Raw genomic sequence first — 20615 nt, forward strand, 5'->3', positions numbered from 1 at the left:
CGCGGAGAGCGGACGGCGGAGATCATGCGCCGCTAGCTCAGTTGGTTAGAGCAGCTGACTCTTAATCAGCGGGTCCGGGGTTCGAGTCCCTGGCGGCGCACGACGGCGATCGGCGAGCCGTGTCCGCGGAAAGCGCGGGCCGGGCTCGCCGTCGTTGTTTTTGCGCGGCTTCGCCGCGCGGGTGGGGGCTTCGCCACCCACACCCCCTTTTACCGGCGCTGTACTGCCGCCGGTCGTTGGGTGCGGGCGGCTTGCTGTCGCCGTCCCTGCGCGGTGCCGCCGCGCAGGGTGCAGGCCCCGGCTCCGCCCCCGCACCCCCTACCCCGGCGCCGTACTGCCGCCGGTCGCCGGGGCCGGTGGCTGGGGGGCGGCCACCGGCGTTCGAGCGGTCGCCCCGGCTGCCGGGGCCGGGGGCGGGATCGGCAGGGGCTCGGGAGCGCGGGAGCGGGTCCGGCGGTCAGAACGTGACGTCCGAGCAGGCGTAGAAGGCGTTGCCGGTGTCGGCGATGGTCCACACCCCGAGGATCACGTGGTGACCGCTCAGCCCGGTCGGCAGGGTGCCGGAGTGGGTGAGGGTGGCCGGCGGGCGTTGACCGCCGTAGGGCACCGTCAGGAACGGGGTGAGGTTGAGGTCCGACCGGGACAGGGCGTGGTCCTGGTTCCAGCCCTGTTTGGTGACGTAGTAGCGGAAGTCGGTCGTGGCGTGCATCGCCGTGAACTGCCAGCGGAAGGTGTAGCTCTGCCCGCCGGTGACCCTGGTGGTGGGCCAGGCCCCGCCCGAGGGGGTGCGCGGGGCGTCGAGCTGGGCGAAGCGGCTGTTGCCGCCGGAGCAGATCCGCCCGTCGGCCGGTCCGGCGGACGGGAAGCCCTTGGGGCCCTCGACGCTCTGCGGCTCCCACTGGATGTCGCCGCAGTTGGTCACCGTGCCGTTGGCGCAGAGCTTCTGCCGGCTGATGGGGAGATCGGTGTAGCCGTGGCCGCTGGCGCCGCCGGTGGAGAGCACGAGGGCTCCGGCGGTGGCGAGGCCCACCACGGCGGCGTACAGCTTGGTCCTGGTACGCATGCTGCCGCTCCTGGGGAACGTGGGGAGATTCCGTGAGCCGTGCAGGTCTAGACCAAGCCTCAGATTATGACCGTTCTTTGAACATGTCCATACCAATCACAAGGCGGTTTCCGGCCGTCCCTCGCAGAACGCCACGGTCAAGTCCCTTACCAGCAACTTGCGTTCGTAGTCGTCCGGGCCGAGCAGGCCGCGCGCGGTCAGCCGGGTCACCGCCTCCTCCACCGAGTCCACCACCGAGCCGATCAGAGCGGCGCGCTGCCGCGCCTCCAGCGCGGCGAGCCGGCGGCGCCGCACGGCCGGGGCGACCTCGGGCGCGTACTCGACGCGCACCGGCCGCACCGAGAACACCTCCACCCCGACCGGCGCCGCGTCCCGCACCACCAGCCGGGTCAGCGTGTCCGCGGTCTGCTCCACCCCTCCTCCCCCTCCCCCTCCTTTCCCTCCTCCCCCGCCGCCGTCCGGCACCGCCACCGGCACCCGGGCGAGGGCGGCCTCCACGCACGCGCGCAGGTACGTCTCGTGGTCGTCGACGGCGTGCACGGCCCGCGCGGTGTCCCGCACCCGCCACACCACCAGCACCACCACCCGCAGCGGCAGCCCGTTCGGGTCGGCGGCCGGCAGCGGCTCGCCGCGCCAGTGCCGCAGCCGTACCTCGACCCGGCGGCGGCGCAGCAGCGGGTTGATCCACAGCAGGCCGGTGCGGCGCACGGTGCCCCGGTAGCGGCCGAAGAGGCCGAGCACCCAGGCCCGCCCGGTCCGCCCCCGGACCAGCCCGCCGAAACCGGCCAGGCCGAGCGCCCCGGCCCCGGCGTACGCGGCCCACTGCGCCGGCCCGAGGCCCGCCCCGGCGTACGTCGGCAGCCGCAGCGCGTGCGTCGCCAGCCGCGGCAGCACCCCGGCCCACCAGGAGGTCAGCACGCAGCCGGCCAGCCCGCACGTCCCGGCGAGCACGCCCGCCGCCCCGGGCAGCACCCGCGCCGGACGCTCACCCAGGTCCGGATCGGCCTCCGCCGCGCGTACGGCCGGCCCGGCGCTCTCCCGGCGCGGCGGGCGCGGCTGCTCGCCGGTGCCCTGCCGGCGCGCCACCACCGTGGGCCGCAGCGGCACCGGCACCGGCCCCGGTTCGTCACGGAAGAGCAGGTGGACGGGGATTTCGGTGGTGGCCTCGGTGTGGATCAGGCGGCCCGGCCGGGTGCCGCCGGAGTCGGTGGGCTCCTCGGACCCGGGCGCGGTCTCCGCGGTCGTACTCATGTGTGCCTCCAGCCTCCGCGCCAGACGCGTCAGATACGGGTGGGGTGATCGGGGATGCCGGTGTCGGGCCGGCGCCACGGGAGACGGCGGCACCACGGGAGGAACCGGTGCCACAGAGAGAACGGAAGGGGCAGAGGAAGTAGAGGAAGCAGAGGAAGCAGAGGGGACGGAAAGAACCGTCGTCGCGGGAAGGCGGGAAGGCGGGAAGTCGCGGGAAGGCGGGAAGAAGCGGCGTCACAGGAAGAGCCGGCGCCAGGTCTCCGGGCCCGGGAAGCCGTCGGCGGCGGCGCCCCGCCAGCCCTGGGCGCGCTGGAACGCCTCCGTCGCCCGCCGGTCGGCCTCGCTCCAGCGGGGGCCCGGGCCGGAGCCGGAGTACCGGCCGAACCCCTTCTTCACCAGGTGCCTGCCGAGCAGGGTGACGTACTCGTTGCTCGCGCCGGGGCCGAAGTACGACGCCCCCGGGAACGGCGTCGCCGGGCCGGCGGCGGGGCGGACGGCCGACTGCGCGCCCGCCGTACCCGCCGTGACGCCCTTGTAGCGGTAGGGGACGTAGCGGTCGGAGTTGCTCCAGTAGGCGTAGGGGGTGGTCTGGCGGCGGGCGTGCGGCGGGGTCTGCTCGTAGGCGATGTAGGAGGTGTGGCCGGAGTCCGCCCATCCGCCGAAGAGGACCACGTGCGAGCCGCGCTCGGGGTCGTCCGGGTTGTGGAACAGCAGCATGTCGCCCGGTTGCAGCTCCGCCTTGGTGATCTTCACTCCGTACTGGCCGAGGCTGCCGGTCCACTCGTTCTGAGGAAGCTTCCAGGCCATGGAGACGAAGCCGGAGCAGTCCTGCCGGTAACCGTCGGTCCAGAAGGCGGTCGTGCTGTACGGCACCCGCGCGGTCACCCACGCCTGCGCCCGGCTGATGATCTCCGCACGGGTGATGGCCGGCAGCCGGGTCGGGACGGACTGGACGGGTCCCCCGACGGGGCCGTACAGCGGGGCCCGCGGGCCCTGCGGGGTCTCCTCCCCGGCACCGTCGTCGTCCGCGGAGGCGCCAGGGGTGCCGGAGACGCCGGGAGTGCCGGAGGCGCTGGAGGCGCTGGAGGCGCTGGAGGCGCCGGGAACGCCGGAGGCGCTGGGGGCGCCGGGGATGCCAGAGGTGTCGGAGGCGCCGGGGTGGGGGGTCGCGTGCGGGGCGGCGGCCGCCGGGGCGGCGAGGCCCGCGCCGAGCGCGGCGGAGACGACGGAGACGGTTGCCGCCGCGACCAGGACGCTGCGGGCGGCCGCGGCGGCGGAGGTGCGCAGGACCGGGGAGTACGGCAGGGCACGCCGCCGGTGCGTGCATCCGGGGCAGTCGCAGTCGCCGGCCGGTTCGATCTCTTCGAAGACCGGAGCCTCCATGCGATGTACCTCACATTTAGAGTCGGTTCGTCCAGGTCTGTGCACGCTGGACAGTGTTCCAACTGTCTTCCGGAAGCGCATGCTGACGATCCGAACGACGTACGGGGACCCCGGCGCGCGCGATGATCACCACCTCCCCCGGTCAGGACCACCCCCGCGCGTCGGGTAGAGTGAACGACGTCAGCGCGCGCCGCTAGCTCAGTTGGTTAGAGCAGCTGACTCTTAATCAGCGGGTCCGGGGTTCGAGTCCCTGGCGGCGCACCGACCGGAAGGCCCCTCGCACCAGCGGGGGGCCTTTTCGCATCGGCTTCGCATCGGCTTCGTGTCGGCTTCGTGTCGGCCTCACATCGGCCGGAACACCCTCCTGACCCGGATATGGCCGGATACCCTCTGGCCATGGCAGCACGTGACCTCCAAGAGCGGATCAAGAAGCTGATCGTCGAGCGCCGGCTGCCCTCGGGCGCGCCGCTGCCGACGGAGCCGGAGCTCATGGAGCTGCTCGGCGCGAGCCGGAACTCGGTGCGGGAGGCGCTGAAGGCGCTGCAGGCCGTGGGCATCGTGGAGATCCGCCACGGCTTCGGCACCTACGTCGGCCCGATGTCGCTCGCCCCGATGATCGAGGGTCTCGCCTTCCGCACGGTCGCCGGGCACCATCGGGGCGAGGACAGCCTGCTGCAGCTGCTCCGGCTGCGCGAGGCGATGGAGAGCGGGCTGGTCTCCCGGCTGGCCGGCAAGCTGCCCGCGGACGACCTCGTCGAGCTCGAACGCCTCGTCGACCGTATGGAGGAGCAGGCTGCCGAGGGGATCGGTCTGGCCGAAACCGACCGGGCGTTTCACGCCACTCTCTACCGGGGGCTGGACAACGTGCTGCTGAGCGAGGTGCTGGAGGCGTTCTGGGACGCCTTCCACCGCGTCCGGCGCGATCTGGTGGAGCCGCCGCAGGACCCGCGGGTCACCTGCCGACAGCACCGGGAGATCCTCGACGCGGTGCGGTCCGGGGACGCGCTGCGGGCGGAGGAGGCCATAAGGGAGCACTTCGGGAACATCCGCGCCCGTCTGACGCGCCCCGCGCCCGCCGGCTCGTTCGTCCACAACGGCTCCACGAGATCCCCACAGGTGCCGCAATGAGCGCGTATGACCGGTAAACGCCTCGTTTCACGACTTGCGATCATGTGGAACGGCGTAGAACCCTGTACAGACGCCAAGATGCCGTGGGGGTGCGGCAGTTGAGGGGGGAATCGAGGCGAGAGCACCCGGTCACCGGGTCCGGCGGGGAGAGGGGCCCCGCGTCCTCGCGGTGAGGGCGACGCGGCGACCGCGACCCAGAACCGACACCACGCCGGTGCACAGGCTCGAGGGGGAGCCCGCACGGGCGGAAGCACCGAACAGACACGCGCCAGCAGCGTGTGGGGGGATGAACTCATGACGTCGACGCCGACGGGCGCCCGGCATTCTTCCGATCCATCACCTATTGACCCGCCTTCGACCGATCCGGCACGGACCGATCCGGCACGGACCGATCCGATACAGCCCGGTCGGGCGCAGTCCGGCTCGGCGCAGTCCGGCCCGGCGCAGACCGGCCCGGCGCAGACCGGCCCGGCGCAGACCAGATCGGCGCAGGCCGGTCCAGCGGCGGCCGACCCGTCGCAGACCACCCGGCTCCGGGTGCCGCCGCACCGGATGAGCACCACGGGCACGTTCCGCAGAATCAGGAAGACGCTCCCGAGATACGACTACGAGCACTCCAGCCGCCTCGCGGGCCCCCTGACCCAGCCCGATCCCACCCGGCCCTACCGGGTGCGCTACCGCTCGCTGATCTCCCAGGAGCCGCACCGCGTCCGCGTCGCCCTGATGCTGGCGGCCGCCCCGCTGCTCTCGCTGGTCCTGCTGGCCTGGCTGCTGCAGCCCGAGCACTGGACCGAGCGCGACTACCCGGCCTACGACTTCCTGCCGGCCCTCGACGTCGTGATGCTCGTCTCGATCGGCCTGATCGAGTTCTTCCGCTGCCTGAACGTGCTGTCGAACGCGCACGCCACCCTGGTCGCCCGCGACCCGGTCCCGGTCGTCCCGGAGACCGGCACGCGGGTGGCGTTCGTCACGACGTACGTACCCGGCAAGGAGCCGCTGGAGATGGTCACCAAGACCCTCCAGGCGGCCGTCCGCGTCCGCCATCGCGGCCTGCTGCACGTCTGGCTGCTCGACGAGGGCGACGACCCGGAGGTGAAGCGGGTCTGCGAGCGCCTGGGCGTGCACCACTTCTCCCGCAAGGGCGTGGCGCGGTGGAACCAGCCCAGCGGCCCGTACCGCGCCCGGACCAAGCACGGCAACTACAACGCCTGGCTGGAGGCGCACGGCGACGACTACGACTACTTCGCCTCCGTCGACACCGACCACGTGCCGCTGCCCAACTACCTGGAACGGATGCTCGGTTACTTCCGCGACCCGGACGTCGGCTTTGTCATCGGCCCGCAGGTGTACGGCAACTACGACACGTTCGTCACCAAGGCCGCCGAGTCGCAGCAGTTCCTCTTCCACGCCCTGATCCAGCGGGCCGGCAACCGCTACGGCGCCCCCATGTTCGTCGGCACCTCCAACGCCGTGCGGATCAGCGCGCTCCGGCAGATCGGCGGCCTGTACGACTCGATCACCGAGGACATGGCCACCGGGTTCGAGATGCACCGCGCCAAGAACCCGGTGACGGGACGCCGGTGGAAGTCGGTCTACACCCCGGACGTGCTGGCCGTCGGCGAGGGCCCCAGCTCCTGGACGGACTTCTTCACCCAGCAGCTTCGCTGGTCGCGGGGCACCTACGAGACGATCCTCAAGCAGTACTGGAAGGGCTTTTTCTCGCTGCCGCCCGGCAGGCTCTTCAACTACACCATGATGATCGTCTTCTACCCGATGTCCGCCCTCAACTGGATCCTGGCGGCGCTGAGCTGCGCCCTGTTCCTGGGCCTGGGCGCCTCGGGCGTGAACATCGACCCCACCGTCTGGCTGATGCTGTACGGCAACGCCTCGGCGCTGCAGATCGGCCTGTACGTGTGGAACCGCCGGCACAACGTCTCCCCGCACGAGCCGGAGGGCTCCGGCGGAGTCGCCGGCATGGTGATGTCGGCCCTGTCGGCGCCCGTCTACGCCCGGTCCCTGACCGACGCGGTCCTGCGCCGCAGGAGCAGGTTCGTCGTCACGCCCAAGGGCGAGTCGGCCAGCCCCGACACCCTGTTCGGCACGTTCCGCATCCACTGGTTCTTCATCGCCGTCTTCGGCGGCTCGCTCGCCGCCGGGTTCGCCCTCGGCCACGCCCACCCCGCGATGATCACATGGGCGGCGTTCGCGCTGCTGATCACCGCGCTGCCGATCCTCGTCTGGGGGCACTCGCTGCGGCAGGAGCGGAGGCGGACCGGGAACGGGGCCGGGGCCGAGATCGGGGCCGGGGCTGCCGACGGCACGGGGACCGGCACCGGCACCGGCACGGGGACCGGGACCGGGACCGGCGCCGGGTCCGACACCGGACGGCAGCCGGCCGCGGCCCCGGTCTCCGCGGAGGAACCGCGCGACGCGGTGCCCGCCGCGCACGCCCCGCACCGCCGGCCGAGCTGGGCCGCGCCGCCGGGCACGCGGGCGACGGATGACGGCAATCAGGGCAAGCAGGACGAACAGGACGAGCAGACGGTGCACATCGCGCTGGGCGGACCGGGGGGACGCACGGAATGAGGGACCAGGCCGGCCGCCGCCGGGCCCGACGCCTCGCCATCGGCACCGTGGTGGTGCTCGCACTGGCCGGGATGAACGGGCCCTGGCTGTACCGCTTCGGCACCGCGCGCTACCACCAGTACGTCATCGACCAACCCGAGTACAAGGCCGACAACGGCCACTGGCAGATCGTCCGGTTCCCGCCGCAGTACCGCCAGGACACCATCCACGCGGTGCTGCTGCACACCGGCAAGGTCCTGATGATCGCCGGCTCGGGCAACAACCAGGACAACTTCGACGCCAAGAAGTTCGACACCCGCCTCTGGGACCCGGTGAAGGGCACGATCAAGAAGATCCCCACGCCCAAGGACCTCTTCTGCACCGGCCACACCCAGCTCGCCGACGGCAACGTCCTCATCGCGGGCGGCACCAAGCGGTACGAGAAGCTCAAGGGCGACGTCACCAAGGCCGGCGGCCTGATGATCGTCCACAACGAGAACCCGGACAAGCCGATCACCCTGCCCGCGGGCACGCGGTTCACCGGCAGGACCAACCACAAGACGTTCGTCTCCAAGGACCCGGTGCTCGTCCCGCGCGCCAGGAAGGTATTCGACCGCAGGACCGGCCGGTGGCTGCGCAACGACCCCGGCCTGGGCCGCATCTACGTCGAGGCGCAGCGCAAGGGCGCCCGGTACGAGACCGGCACCCAGGACAACTACCGGGTGCGGGGCCTCAAGGGCGCCGACGCCCGCAACACCTACGGCATCGCGCAGAAACTCGCCCTGGACAAGAAGGACTTCCAGGGCATCCGCGACGCCTTCGAGTTCGACCCGGTCGCCGAGAGGTACATCAAGGTCGACCCGATGAACGAGGCCCGCTGGTACCCGACGCTCACCACCCTGAGCGACGGGAGGATCCTCAGCGTCTCCGGCCTCGACGACATCGGCCAACTGGTCCCCGGCAAGAACGAGATCTTCGACCCGCGGACCCGGAAGTGGACGTACACGAAAAAGATCCGCCAGTTCCCCACCTACCCGGCGCTGTTCCTGCTGCAGAACGGCAAGCTGTTCTACTCCGGCTCCAACGCCGGCTACGGCCCGGACGACGTCGGCCGCGACCCGGGCGTCTGGGACGTGGACACCAACGCCTTCACCAAGCTGCCCGGCCTGAGCGACGCGCACCTGATGGAGACCTCCGGCACGGTCATGCTGCCGCCCGCGCAGGACGAGCGGTTCCTGGTGATCGGCGGCGGCGGGGTCGGCGAGTCCAAGCTGTCCAGCAGGAAGACCCGGCTGATCGACCTGCGGGCGAAGCACCCGCGCTTCACCGACGGCCCGTCGCTGGAGAAGGGCACCCGCTACCCGCAGTCCTCGATCCTGCCCGACGACACCGTGCTGGTCTCCGGCGGCTCGCAGGACTACCGGGGCCGCAGCGACTCCAACATCCTGCAGGCGCGGCTCTACCACCCGGACACCAACACCTTCGAGCGGGTCGCCGACCCGCTGGTGGGCCGCAACTACCACTCCGGGTCGATCCTGCTGCCCGACGGGCGCGTGATGTTCTTCGGCTCCGACTCGCTCTACGGCGACAAGGCCAACACCAGGCCCGGCAGGTTCGAGCAGCGCATCGAGATCTACACGCCGCCGTACCTGTACCACGGGGCGCGGCCCGACCTGTCGGGCGGCCCGAAGACCGTCGCGCGCGGCGCCTCCGCCACGTTCACCTCACGGCACGCCTCCGCGATCAGGAAGCTGCGGCTGATCCGGCCGAGCGCGTCGACGCACGTCACGGACGTCGACCAGCGGTCCGTCGCGGTGGACTTCACCACCTCCGGCGACCGGGTGAAGGTGACCGTGCCGAAGAACCGGAACCTGGTGCAGTCCGGCTGGTACATGCTGTTCGCGGTGGACGACCAGGGGACGCCGAGCGTGGCGCAGTGGGTCAGGGTGCCGTAGCGGCACTGCTGAAGTCAGGGTGCCGCCGCGGCACGACTGGGACTGGAGCCAGGGTGCCGCAGCGGCACGGCTGCCGGGGCGCCCCCTGGTGCCGTCTCGGCGCCGGGGGCGCCCCTTGTGCCGCCCCGGCGCTACCGCGGCTTCCGGGAGCCACTACGGCTTCCGGGAGCCACTACCGCTACCGGGAGCTACCGCGAGGCCCGGGCGAGCTTCAGGGCGTACTGCGGCCACCACTGCCCCGCCCTGGGGCCGCCCTTGCAGGTGCCGTCGGACTCGCCGGGCCGCTTGACCCACAGGTAGGCGTCCACCAGCGGGTCGGCGGTCCGGATGGTGGGCGGTTCGCCGAGGGCGCGGCCGGGCGGGTTGCACCAGCGCTCGTCCGGACTGCCGCCGGTGTAGGGGCCGTTGCCGTTGCGGCTGGTGTCGACGACGAAGTGCTTGCCGCCGGTCCTGGCGGCCAGCTGCCTGCCGTAGGCGAGGGAGTCCCGCGTGGAGTAGAAGTTGGCGACGTTGACGGCGAAGCCGTCGGCCTGGTCGACGCCGGCCCGTCGCAGGGGCTGCACGACCTGGTCGGGGTGGCCCCAGCCGGCGTTGCCGGCGTCCACGTACACCTTCGTGTTCCGCAGCGACTTCAGCCGGGTGACGGCGCCCTTGAGGAGGTCGTAGCGCTCCTCCTGGTACTGGGCCGGGGTGCAGCCGTCCACCAGGTGCAGCACCGCGTCCGGCTCCAGGACCACCGTCGCGGAGCGGTCGCCGATGCCCCGCGCCACGGCCTCGAGCCAGGCGCGGTAGGCGTCGCCGTCGGCGGCGCCGCCCTGCGAGTACTGGCCGCAGTCGCGGTGCGGGATGTTGTAGAGCACGAGCAGGGCCGTACGGCCGGCCTTCTCGGCGGCCTCGGTGAAGCCCCGCGCCTCCTGCTCGGGGTCGTCCGGGCCGATCCACTCCCCCGTCGGCTGCTCGGCGATCTTCCGGATCTGCGCGGCCTCGGCCTTCTTGCCCTGCTTCAAGTACGCGGCGACCTGCCGGGCCGCGTTGCTGTCCGGATTGACCCAGAACGGGTCGGCCTCCCGGGGCTGCTGGGTGATGGTGGCGGTGACGGTTTCGCCCTTGCCGTTGCCGTTGCCGTCGTCCCCTCTTCCGTCTCCGCCTCCGGAGGAACACCCCGCGGCCAGCAGCACCGTCGCCGCCGCCCCCGCCGCCAGTACGGACGCCCGCCTTTTCGCCGACGGGACCCCCCTGCTGCCGTACATCCAACCCCCCTTGGGTGCACCGTGCGAGGTACCAATCCTGGCACAAGGGACACCTCGCCGTGGGGGCGTCCGGAGGGTGCCGGGTTGCCACGACGGCGACTTGAGGGGGTGTCAGGGCGTGCTGCCGGTCAGGTACGCCGAGACGACCACGTTCGCGCGGTAGGTGCCCGTGGCGCGGTCGAAGGGGCCGCCGCAGGTGATCAGGCGGAGTTCGGCGCGGCCGGTCCGGCGGGTGCCGTAGGCGCGGTGGGCGTCGAAGTGGTCGCGGGGCAGGACGAGGACGTCCTCGACGGTGAAGACGGCGACCCGGCCGTCGTCGCGGACGACGCGGACGGTGTCGCCGGGGCGGAGGGCGGCCAGCCGGTGGAAGACGGCGGGCCGGGTCTCGGTGTCGAGGTGACCGGCCATCAGGGCCGTACCGGCCGCGCCCGGCCGGGCCCCGGCGCCGTACCAGCCCACCACGCCGGGCTGGTCGAGCGGCGGCGGGTCGATCGCTCCGCGCGCGTCCAGTCCGCGGGCGACGACCGGTGCCTGCACATCGAGGCGGGGGATGTCGAGGCGCTGCGGCAGCGCGTCCGGCAGCGGCGGCAGCGCGGGCGGCAGCTCCGGCACCGCGGGCCGCCCGACCGCGGCCACGTCCCCCGTGGCCGGCGCGGACATGCCCTGGCGGACGTCGGTCACGCGGACACCCCACAGCCACAGTCCGAGCAGCAGGACGGTCCACACGGCGCCGGCCACCATCCGCCCGGCGCCGCCGGTCCGCGCACCGCCCGACAGTTCGGTCATCTCGCCCATCGCTCCCGGTCCTCCGGCTCTCGGCCCGGCTCAGTCCGTCCCCCGCCCGCGGCGGGCGCGGACGCGGGGCAGCAGGACCACGGCGACGGCGGCGGTGGCGGCGAGCAGCAGCCCGGTCAGCGACTGCGCCGTGCCGGGCCCGGCGGCGCGGACGTCCTGCGCGGTCAGCCGGGCGGTACCGCCCCCGCCGGCGGCGACCGGGGCGACCGGCGAGGCGGGGACGGCGGCGGAGGGCGACGCGTCCGGTACGGCGGCGGCGTGGGCGGCATCGTCATGCGTGGCGTTGTCGTGCGGGGCGCCGTCGTCGTGCGCGGCGTCGTCGACGGTGCCGCCGGCTTGCGTGCCGCCCGGGGCCGGGGCGCCGGCGCCGGCCGCTCGGGCGCCGCGCGGCGCGGTCACCGTGAACCGGCCGGTGACGCGCGTCGGGGAGCCGTCGCAGGTCACCGTCACGTCGTAGCCGCCCGGTGCGGCCGTGGAGCGAATCCGGCTGTCGCCGACGAGGGTGCCGCCGGTGTCGGCGAGGCGGGCGTCGGCGACGGCGAGACGGGCGTCGGCGACGAAGGCGTCGGACACGGCGGTCCCGGTGCGTCCGGCACAGCCGCTCACCCGCAGCGCGACGTCGTCGCCGGGGGCGGGCTCGGCCGGCGCCACCGACACACTGCCGCCGTGCGCCGCGGGGGCGCCGGGGGACGTCGGGGCCGCCTGGGTCTGGGTCGTCGGGGGCGTCTGGGTCGTCTGGGACGTCTGGGACGTCGGGGTCGTGTGGACGGCCGGGGCCGCGGGAGCCGCAGCGGCTGCGGCGACTGCGGGAGCGAGCGCTGCGGCTGCGGGAGCGAGCGTCGCGGCCACGGCCGCGGCTCCCGCGCACAGAGCGATCCTCAGTGAACCCATCGTGCACCTCCCGACACATCAGGAGGCTCCCCCGCACCGGGCCCTCCGCATCCAGGCACGGCCGCGGATTGCTGCGTACGGAGGACACCGAGCACCGTCGGCGGTCACCGACGGTGACGATTACGGCGCCGGAGGCGGCTCAGACGCGGTCGACGAGATCGGCGATGGAGTCGACGACGTGCGAGGGGCGGTAGGGGAAGTTCTCTATGTCCTCCGGCCGGGTCAGGCCGGTGAGGACCAGGAACGTCTCCATCCCGGCCTCCATGCCGGCCAGCACGTCGGTGTCCATGCGGTCGCCGATCATGGCGCTGGTCTCGGAGTGGGCGCCGATGGCGTTGAGCCCGGTGCGCATCATCAGCGGGTTGGGCTTGCCCGCGAAGTAGGGCTGCTTGCCGGTCGCCTTGGTGATCAGCGCGGCGACCGCGCCGGCCGCGGGCAGCGGGCCCTCGTTGGAGGGGCCGGTCTCGTCGGGGTTGGTGCAGATGAACCGGGCCCCGCCGTTGATCAGCCGGACCGCCTTGGTCATCGCCTCGAACGAGTAGGTGCGGGTCTCGCCGAGGACGACGTAGTCGGGTTCCTGGTCGGTGAGGACGTAGCCGATGTCGTGCAGGGCCGTGGTCAGGCCCGCCTCGCCGATGACGTAGGCGGTGCCGCCGGGCCGCTGGTCGTCGAGGAACTTGGCGGTGGCCAGCGCGGAGGTCCAGATGTTCTCCACCGGCACCTCCAGACCCATGCGGAGCAGCCGGGCGTGCAAGTCGCGTGCGGTGTATATGGAGTTGTTCGTCAGGACCAGGAAGGGCCTGCCGGACTCCCGCAGCTTCTTCAAGAAGGCGTCGGCACCGGGGATCGGCACACCTTCGTGAATCAGGACGCCGTCCATGTCGGTGAGCCACGACTCGATGGGCTTGCGTTCTGCCATGTGCGGATCTCCTGACCGTACGCGGGCGTGCGTCAGCCCAGCCTAATCATGGCCGGATCTTGACGGAACGTTCAGGTTCCCCCGCGTCCGCACACCCACACCGCAGGCGCGCCCGCCCACGTCGCAGCCGCACCGCGTGCTGTTCCCCGCGGGCTCAACGGCGCCCGCGCGCCACCAGGATCCCGCCCGCGGCGACGAGCAGAACGGCGGTGACGGCGACGACGGCGAGCGCGGCACGCGGGGTGCCGCCGTGACCGGTGCGGGCGAGTTCGTCGGCGGGGGGCGTGACGGAGGCGGCGGGGGCGGGACTCTCCGGATCCTCCGTGCTCTCCGCGCTCTCTGGGCTCTCCGCGCTCTCTGGGCTCTCTGGGCTCTCCGCGCTCTCTGGGCTTTCGGTGCTTCTCCTGCTCCCCATGGGGTCGGGGCTGCCCGCGAGTACGGAACTGCCCGCAGGAACGGGACTCCTCGTGGAGGGGGGACTCGCCGCGGCAGTGGGACTCACCACGGCAGTGGAACTCTCCGCGGGGCCGGGGCTTCCCGCGGAGGCGGATGTGTGCGCCGGGCCAGGGGTGCGTACCGGATCAGGGGTGTGCGTCGGATCAGGAGTACGCACCGGATCAGAGGTGTGCGTCGGACCAGGAGTCCGCTGGGGGTCGGAGGTGCGTGCGGTGTCTGGGGTTGCCGACGGGTCCGGTGGCACGGGGGCCGGTGACGTCGGGGCGGGGTCGGGGGCCTGGACGCGGAAGTGGTAGTCGTTCGACTGGCCCACCCAGTCGCCGTCCTCGCCGCGGCGCCGGACGACGGCCGCGCGGGCGACCACCTCGTTGGGCGCGGCGTCGGAGGACAGCGCGAGCCGGACCCGCACGGTGACGGTGCGGCCGGGGGCGACCGTGAAGCCGGGGAAGTCGTCGAAGGGGCCGACGAGTTCGTGCTCGTCGGTCGTCTCGAAGCGCACCGGGTGCGGGCGCCCGCCGTCGTAGAACTCCAGTCGCGGCTGCGCCGCCCGCAGTACGCGCCGCTCGTCGACGAGCACGACGACCGGGTGGATGTCGGTGCAGGTGCGGTCGGTGGTGTTGGTCAGGTCGACGGACCAGGCGCCGGAGCCGCCGCCGGCGTCGTAGGTGTCGGGGCCGCCGCGGATGCGGGCCTTCAGCGGGAAGTCGCGGGAGTCGGCGTCGCCGCAGCCGCCCGGCGTCGCCGCGGCCGCGCCGGGCAGCAGGACGGACGGCAGGGACAGCAGGGCGGCTGCGGCGAGGAGGCCGGGGGGCACGGGCGTAGACAGTCGCATGAACACATGACCATGCCGGAGTCGTGGGCGACCGGACACCGCCGTTCCGGCGTAAGTCCGGGACTCCGCCCGGTCGGCCGACCGCCTCACCAAGCGGCCACCTCACCGACCGCCCGCCTCACCGAGTGGCCACCCCACCGAGTGGCCACCCCACCGACCGTCCGTCTCGCCGAACGGCCACCTCACCGACGGCCCGCCTCACCGAGCGGCCGCCCGGTCGCCGACGGGGACCGAGCGCCGACGGGGACCCGCGCGCCCCGTCACCCCACCCCGCGCCCGAACACCGGTGCCAGCAGCAGCTGCGCCGCCCCTTCGGCCACCCCGCCGGCGGCGATCCGCACGGGCACGTCCCAGGACGCGCGGGCGCCGACCACCTCCCGCACGCCCCGCACGAACGGTTCCGGCGCCCGCGCCACCGTGCGTCCCCCGAGCAGCACCAGGTCGATGTCGAGCAGTGCCACCAGGTTGGCGGCGCCGACGCCCAGCGTCCGCGCCGCCCCCTCCAGGTCGCCCCGCTCCACGGCGGCCAGGCACAGCGCCTCGATGCATCCGCGTCCCCCGCACCCGCACGGCGGCCCGTCCATCTGCACGACCTGGTGGCCGAACTCCCCCGCCCCGGTGCGCGCCCCCCGGTGCACGCTGCCGCCGAACACCAGCCCGGCGCCCAGGCCCGTGCCGAGGTGCAGGTAGGCGAAGGACTCCGCGCCGCTGCCGGTGACGGCGAGTCCGAGCGCGGCGGCGTTGGTGTCCTTGTCGACGACGACGGGCAGCCGGAGCCGCCGGGCCAGTACGTCGCGCAGCGGGAAGCCGTCCCACTCGGGGAAGCCGGTGACGCGGTGCAGCACGCCGCTCCGGTGGTCGAGGGGTCCGGGCACGGCGGCCCCGACGCCCAGCACCGCTTCCGGCGCCCACCCGTCCGACAGGGTCCGCGCCGCCCGCACCGCCTCCTCGACGACGGCGTCCTGGCCCGCCCCGAGGTCCAGCGGCGCCCGGTGCTCGGCGCGGACGGCGCCGGTGAGGTCGACCAGCACGGCCCGCAGCTCGTCCCGGTCCAGGTGCAGCCCGACGGCGAGTCCGGCCTCCGGCACCAGGCGCAGCGCGGTCGCCGGCTTGCCCCCGGTGGAGGCGCGGCGCCCGGCCTCCGCGACGAAGCCGTCGGCCCGCAGCCGGGCGGTGATCTTGCTGACGGCCTGCGGGGTGAGCCCGGTGCGCTCGGCCAGTTCCAGCCGGCTGATGCCGGCCGCTCCGGCGGTGCGCAGCAGGTCGAGCACGAGGGCGGTGTTGTGGCTGCGCAGGGCGAGCAGGTTGGCACCGCCCGCGCCGGCCCGCGGCATCGCCGGGCCGGTGGCCCGCGCCGGCTCGGTGCCCCACGTCGACTCGGCGGCCCACGTCGACCCGGCGGCCCGTGGCGGCTCGGCCCCGTCCGGCGTACCCGCGGCTTCTCCGGTAGTGCCCCTCGTACTCTCCACGCTCCCATTGTCCCCGCCACTTGCACTTTGGCAACAGCGTTGCGAAAGTGGGGGTCATGACTGACACAGGTTCTGGCACCCCCCTGCGCGTGGGCCTCGTCGGCTACGGCCTGGCGGGCTCCGTCTTCCACGCCCCGCTGATCGCCGCCACCGACGGCCTCCTCCTCGACACCGTCGTCACCGCCAACCCGGAGCGGCAGGCGCAGGCGCGCGCCGAGTTCCCCGACGTGCGGGTCGCCGCGAGCGCCGACGAGCTGTTCGCGCGGGCCGGCGAACTGGACCTGGTCGTCGTCGCCTCGCCCAACAAGACGCACGTGCCGCTCGCCACCGCCGCCCTGAAGGCCGGCCTGCCGGTCGTCGTCGACAAGCCCGTCGCCGGCACCGCCGCCGAGGCGCGCGAGCTCGCGGCCCTCGCCGAGGAGCGCGGCCTGCTGCTGTCGGTGTTCCAGAACCGCCGCTGGGACAACGACTTCCTCACCCTGCGCTCGCTCATCGACGCCGGCGAGCTGGGCGACGTGTGGCGTTTTGAATCCCGTTTCGAGCGGTGGCGGCCGCAGCCGAAGGGCGGCTGGCGCGAGTCGGGCGACCCCGCGGAGATCGGCGGCCTCCTCTACGACCTCGGCAGCCACGTCGTCGACCAGGCCCTGGTCCTCTTCGGCCCCGTCACCCACGTGTACGCCGAGACCGACGTGCGCCGCCCCGGCGCCGAGACCGACGACGACACGTTCCTCGCGCTCACGCACGCGGGCGGCGTCCGCTCCCACCTGTACGTGTCGGCGACGGCCGCCCAGCTCGGCCCCCGCTTCCGAGTACTGGGCTCGCGGGCCGGCTACGTCAAGTACGGCCTGGACCCGCAGGAGGCCGCCCTGCGCGAGGGCCACCGCCCGCAGCCCGGCGCCGAGTGGGGCGTGGAGCCGGAGTTCCTGTGGGGCCGGCTGGGCGCCGGGGAGTCCCCGGTGACCGGCGGCGGGCGGCCCGTGCCGAGCCTGCCCGGCGCGTATCCGGCGTACTACGCGGCCGTGGCCGCCGCCCTGCGCGAGGGCGCCGCCAATCCCGTGACCGCCCACGAGGCCGCCGCCGCCCTCGACGTCCTGGAGGCGGCGCGCCGCTCGGCCCGCGAGGGTGTCACGGTCGCCCTGTGACCCGCGTGACCCGCCGTACGCCCCGCCACTCCCCGCACCCGGCGCCCCGCGCCGCCCGCCCCGGCCGCACCGCGGCCCCTGCCCGGACCGCACACCCCGACCGCACCGCACGCACGGAAGGCGTCCGCCCATGACCGCCCGTACGCCCCGCACCACCCCGGGAACCACCTCGGAAACCACTCCAGGAGCCACCCAGGAGACCATCCCCACCATCGAAGAACTGGAGGCGCAGGAGCGCCGCCTGGTCTTCCGCCGGTTCACCTTCGAGGACGCCTGGGCGCTGGGCTCGCTGCTGGTGGAACTGGCCCGGGAGCGGCAGGCGCCCGTCGCCGTCGACATCCACCGCGCCGGCCAGCAGCTCTTCCACGCGGCCCTGCCCGGCTCCAGCCCCGACAACGACGCCTGGATCGCCCGCAAGCGCCGAGTGGTGGAGCGCTACGGCTGTTCCTCCTACCTGGTCGGCGCCCGCTTCCGCGCCAAGGGCACCACCTTCGAGGAGTCCTCCCGCCTCGACCCCGACGTCTACGCGGCCCACGGCGGCTCCTTCCCGATCCGCGTCGAGGACGTCGGCGTGGTCGGCGCGGTGACGGTGTCGGGGCTGCCGCAGCTGGCGGACCACCGGTTCGTGGTGGAGGCGCTGGAACAGTTCCTGGGTCGTTAGCGCTGTAGCTGCGGTACGCGTGATCACGGCGCAGCGCCTGCCCGAGAGGACGGAAGCATGGACACGCCCCAGAAGGAGCACTCCCCGGACGAGCACTCCCCGGACGAGCACTCCCCGGACGAGCACTCCGCAAAGGAACACTCCCCGAAGGAGTCGGTCGGCCGCCACGGTGTCTGGAGCGTGGAACTGCGCGCCGAGGACCCCGAGGGCCGCGGCGAGCGCGCCGAGGCCGCCGCCGAACTGGAGGAACTCGGCTACGGCGCCGTGTGGCTGGGCGGCAACAGCACCGCCCGCCACGCCGCCCCGCTGATCGAGGCGACCTCGCGGCTCGTCGTCGGAACCAGCATCCAGAACATCTGGCAGCAGGAGGCGGAGGTCACCGCGGCCGAGGTGACGGAGCTTCAGGCGGCGCACCCGGACCGCTTCGTGCTCGGCCTCGGCGTCAGCCACGGCCCGCTGATCGAGGGCTACCGCCGCCCGTACGCGGCGATGACCGGCTACCTCGACGCCCTCGACAAGGCGGGCGTCCCGGCCGGCCGGCGGGTCCTGGCCGCCCTCGGCCCGCGCATGCTGGAGCTGTCCCGGGACCGGGCGGCCGGCGCGGTCCCGTACCTCGTGACGCCCGAGCACACCGCGCGGGCCCGCGAGATCCTCGGCCAGGGCCCGCTGCTGGCACCGGAGTTCAAGGTCGTCCTGGACACCGACCCGGCGCGGGCCCGGGACACCGCCCGCGCCTACCTCGCCCGGTACCTGCGGCTGCCCAACTACACCAACAACTTCCTGCGCCTGGGCTTCACCGAGTCCGACATCGCCGACGGCGGCAGCGACCGTCTGATCGAGGCCGTGTTCGCCTGGGGCGAGGACCGCATCCGCGCCCGTGTCGAGGAGTTCCACGCGGCGGGCGCGGACCACGTGGCACTGCAGGTGGTGCGCGCGGACCCGCAGGAGGGCCTGCCGCGGGAGGAGTGGCGCAGGCTGGCGGCACTGCTGGGGTGACCGGGACGAGATGACCGAAACAACCGGGACGACCGGGACGACCGGGATGAACGCGAGCCCTCCGACGGGCCCCCTCCAGGCCCCGTCGGGGGCCGTCATCAGCCGCCGCCGAACGGTGCGCACGGGCACAGGCACGAGCACAAGCACAGGCACAAGCACAGGTACGGGCACGGGCACGAACCACAAGCAGCGGCCCGGGACGGCTCAGGCGTCCTTCACCTCCTGCCGCTGCCGCCCGAGTCCGTCGATCTCCAGCTCGACGACGTCCCCGGCCCGCAGGAACGGCTTGGGGTCGGGCCGTCCGAGCGCCACCCCCGCCGGGGTCCCGGTGTTGATGACGTCCCCGGGGTGGAGGGTCATGAACTGGCTGACGTACCGCACGACCTCCGCGACCGGGAAGATCTGCTCGGCGGTGGTCCCGTCCTGCTGCAGCTCGCCGTTGACCCACAGCCGCAGCCGCAGCGCCTGCGGATCGGGCACCTCGTCGGCGGTCACCAGCCACGGCCCGAGCGGGTTGAACGTCTCGCAGTTCTTGCCCTTGTCCCAGGTCCCGCCCCGCTCGATCTGGAACTCCCGCTCGGACACGTCGTGTGCGACGGCGTACCCGGCGACGTGCGCGAGCGCCTCCTCGCGCGAGCCCAGGTAGCGGGCCGTACGCCCGATGACGACCGCGAGTTCCACCTCCCAGTCGGTCTTGGTGGACCCGCGCGGCACGAGCACCGTGTCGTAGGGGCCGACGACCGTGTCCGGCGCCTTCAGGAACAGGACGGGCTCGGCGGGCGGTTCGGCGCCGGTCTCGCGGGCGTGGTCGTGATAGTTCAGCCCGATGCACACGATCTTGCCGATGCGGGCCAGCGGCGGCCCGACGCGCAGCCCGGCCGCGGCCGGCTCCGGCAGCCCGCCCGCGTCGGCGGCGGCCCGGATCCGGTCGAGCGCCGCGCTGTCGGCGAGCAGCGCGCCGTCGATGTCCGCGACCACCCCCGACAGGTCCCGCAGCGTGCCCCCGGCGTCGAGCAGCGCCGGCCGCTCCGCCCCCACGGGCCCGACTCGCAGCAGCTTCACGGTCACCCTCTCCTCACCCACGGGCGCCCACCCGACGCACACGGCGGTACGACGACCCCGCCCCCCCTCGAAGGACCGGTCGATCCTCCAGCCCCCTCGTCCACTCCGCAAGACCCGGTTCACGTACTGGACCGCAGGACCACACCGGCGCTTCCTCTTCCCCTCCCCCTCCTTCCCACCGCTCCCCTTGCCCGTCAGGCGTGCCGGTGGGTCACACGCGATCGGTGTCGATGGGCTGCAGCAACCGCTTCGGCTTCAGCAGGGCGCGGCTGACCGGGTCGGCCGGGTCGGGGTCGAGGCCGGGGCCCGGGACCATGAGGACGTCCTCGGCGGGGACCGTGACGCCGCAGGCGGGGCAGAGGCCGGTGGGGGCCAGTTCGGTGTCGCAGGCGGCGTGGCGGAAGACGCGCAGGCGGTCCTCGCCGTAGTGCTCGCGGCCCCAGGCGCCGAGGGCCAGCAGGACGGGCCACAGGGCGGTGCCGCGCTCGGTGACGACGTACTCGTCGCGCGGGGGCGACTCCTGGTACCGGCGTTTTTCGAGGATGCCCTCGGCGGTGAGCGTCTGCAGCCGGTTGGCCAGGACGGCGCGCGGGGCGCCGAGGTGGACGAGGAAGTCGTTGTAGCGCCGTACGCCGTAGAGCGCGTCGCGGACGACGAGCAGCGTCCAGCGCTCGCCGACGACTTCCAGCGCGCGGGCGATCGAGCACTGCTGGGTCGCGTAGTCCTTGCCCAATGCCATGGGGACCACTGTAGCCATTTTCCGACGAATTGATTCAGTGAACGAACCGACCGTGGTA

The 20615-nt window shown here is 73.5% G+C and carries 17 protein-coding genes and 2 tRNA genes; 8 read left to right on the forward strand and 11 right to left on the reverse strand.

Features of this window, described 5'->3' with window-relative positions; genetic code table 11:
* The first annotated feature begins 26 nt into the window (after positions 1–26).
* A tRNA-Lys gene (locus tag IE225_RS08050) sits at positions 27–100 on the forward strand.
* 357 nt (positions 101–457) lie between these two features.
* Here IE225_RS08050 and IE225_RS08055 read toward each other — a convergent pair.
* The 3 genes from IE225_RS08055 to IE225_RS08065 form a co-directional block, all read right to left on the reverse strand.
* Complete coding sequence (locus IE225_RS08055) at positions 458–1063, reverse strand: lytic polysaccharide monooxygenase auxiliary activity family 9 protein (protein WP_190056667.1); 606 nt, start codon at positions 1061–1063, stop codon at positions 458–460.
* A 96-nt stretch (positions 1064–1159) separates the two neighbouring features.
* On the reverse strand, positions 1160–2314 hold the full coding sequence (locus tag IE225_RS08060) for an SPFH domain-containing protein (RefSeq protein WP_190056668.1): 1155 nt from the start codon (positions 2312–2314) through the stop codon (positions 1160–1162).
* Positions 2315–2548: 234 nt separating this feature from the next.
* Entirely contained in the window at positions 2549–3697 is a 1149-nt protein-coding gene (locus tag IE225_RS08065; RefSeq protein ID WP_190056669.1) for a peptidoglycan-binding protein, read from the reverse strand.
* A gap of 187 nt (positions 3698–3884) precedes the next feature.
* Between IE225_RS08065 and IE225_RS08070 the strand changes: the two genes are divergently transcribed.
* The 4 genes from IE225_RS08070 (at position 3885) to glxA (ending at position 9345) form a co-directional block, all read left to right on the forward strand.
* Positions 3885–3958: transfer RNA gene (locus IE225_RS08070), tRNA-Lys, on the forward strand.
* Between the two features lie 135 nt (positions 3959–4093).
* Positions 4094–4825, forward strand: coding sequence for a FadR/GntR family transcriptional regulator (locus IE225_RS08075; protein ID WP_190056670.1), 732 nt, complete (start codon positions 4094–4096; stop codon positions 4823–4825).
* Positions 4826–5377: 552 nt separating this feature from the next.
* On the forward strand, positions 5378–7411 hold the full coding sequence (locus IE225_RS08080) for a glycosyltransferase family 2 protein (protein ID WP_190056671.1): 2034 nt from the start codon (positions 5378–5380) through the stop codon (positions 7409–7411).
* Positions 7408–9345, forward strand: coding sequence for a radical copper oxidase GlxA (gene glxA / locus IE225_RS08085; RefSeq protein WP_190056672.1), 1938 nt, complete (start codon positions 7408–7410; stop codon positions 9343–9345). The genes IE225_RS08080 and glxA overlap by 4 nt, the downstream gene beginning before the upstream one ends.
* A gap of 188 nt (positions 9346–9533) precedes the next feature.
* On the opposite strand, the gene IE225_RS08090 is transcribed toward glxA, so the two are convergent.
* The 6 genes from IE225_RS08090 to IE225_RS08115 form a co-directional block, all read right to left on the reverse strand.
* Entirely contained in the window at positions 9534–10595 is a 1062-nt protein-coding gene (locus tag IE225_RS08090; protein WP_190056673.1) for a glycoside hydrolase family 6 protein, read from the reverse strand.
* Positions 10596–10706: 111 nt separating this feature from the next.
* The gene (locus tag IE225_RS08095) at positions 10707–11381 is read right to left on the reverse strand and encodes a class F sortase (RefSeq protein WP_373303146.1); all 675 of its coding nucleotides are present in this window, start codon (positions 11379–11381) and stop codon (positions 10707–10709) included.
* A gap of 39 nt (positions 11382–11420) precedes the next feature.
* Entirely contained in the window at positions 11421–12047 is a 627-nt protein-coding gene (locus tag IE225_RS08100; RefSeq protein ID WP_190056675.1) for a hypothetical protein, read from the reverse strand.
* 373 nt (positions 12048–12420) lie between these two features.
* Positions 12421–13200 (reverse strand): HAD-IIA family hydrolase, encoded by a 780-nt coding sequence (locus tag IE225_RS08105; protein ID WP_190056676.1) that lies wholly within the window; start codon positions 13198–13200, stop codon positions 12421–12423.
* Positions 13201–13354: 154 nt separating this feature from the next.
* Positions 13355–14488, reverse strand: a complete 1134-nt coding sequence (locus tag IE225_RS33885; RefSeq protein ID WP_190056677.1) for a hypothetical protein — start codon at positions 14486–14488, stop codon at positions 13355–13357.
* A 260-nt stretch (positions 14489–14748) separates the two neighbouring features.
* Positions 14749–15822: an ROK family transcriptional regulator gene (locus IE225_RS08115; RefSeq protein ID WP_190056839.1), complete on the reverse strand. Its 1074-nt coding sequence runs from the start codon at positions 15820–15822 to the stop codon at positions 14749–14751.
* A gap of 191 nt (positions 15823–16013) precedes the next feature.
* On the opposite strand from IE225_RS08115, the gene IE225_RS08120 reads away from it, so the two are divergent.
* From IE225_RS08120 to IE225_RS08130, 3 genes are all read left to right on the forward strand, one after another.
* On the forward strand, positions 16014–17099 hold the full coding sequence (locus IE225_RS08120) for a Gfo/Idh/MocA family protein (protein ID WP_190056678.1): 1086 nt from the start codon (positions 16014–16016) through the stop codon (positions 17097–17099).
* Positions 17100–17229: 130 nt separating this feature from the next.
* A complete protein-coding gene (locus IE225_RS08125) occupies positions 17230–17760 on the forward strand; it encodes a heme-degrading domain-containing protein (protein ID WP_229879322.1) in 531 nt (176 codons plus the stop codon).
* Between the two features lie 57 nt (positions 17761–17817).
* Complete coding sequence (locus tag IE225_RS08130; RefSeq protein WP_190056679.1) at positions 17818–18756, forward strand: LLM class F420-dependent oxidoreductase; 939 nt, start codon at positions 17818–17820, stop codon at positions 18754–18756.
* 204 nt (positions 18757–18960) lie between these two features.
* On the opposite strand, the gene IE225_RS08135 is transcribed toward IE225_RS08130, so the two are convergent.
* The gene (locus IE225_RS08135; RefSeq protein ID WP_190056680.1) at positions 18961–19818 is read right to left on the reverse strand and encodes a fumarylacetoacetate hydrolase family protein; all 858 of its coding nucleotides are present in this window, start codon (positions 19816–19818) and stop codon (positions 18961–18963) included.
* Positions 19819–20029: 211 nt separating this feature from the next.
* Positions 20030–20557 (reverse strand): winged helix-turn-helix transcriptional regulator, encoded by a 528-nt coding sequence (locus IE225_RS08140; protein ID WP_190056681.1) that lies wholly within the window; start codon positions 20555–20557, stop codon positions 20030–20032.
* Positions 20558–20615: the final 58 nt, after the last annotated feature.

Source organism: Streptomyces echinoruber, assembly GCF_014651135.1.
Taxonomy (GTDB): domain Bacteria; phylum Actinomycetota; class Actinomycetes; order Streptomycetales; family Streptomycetaceae; genus Streptomyces; species Streptomyces echinoruber.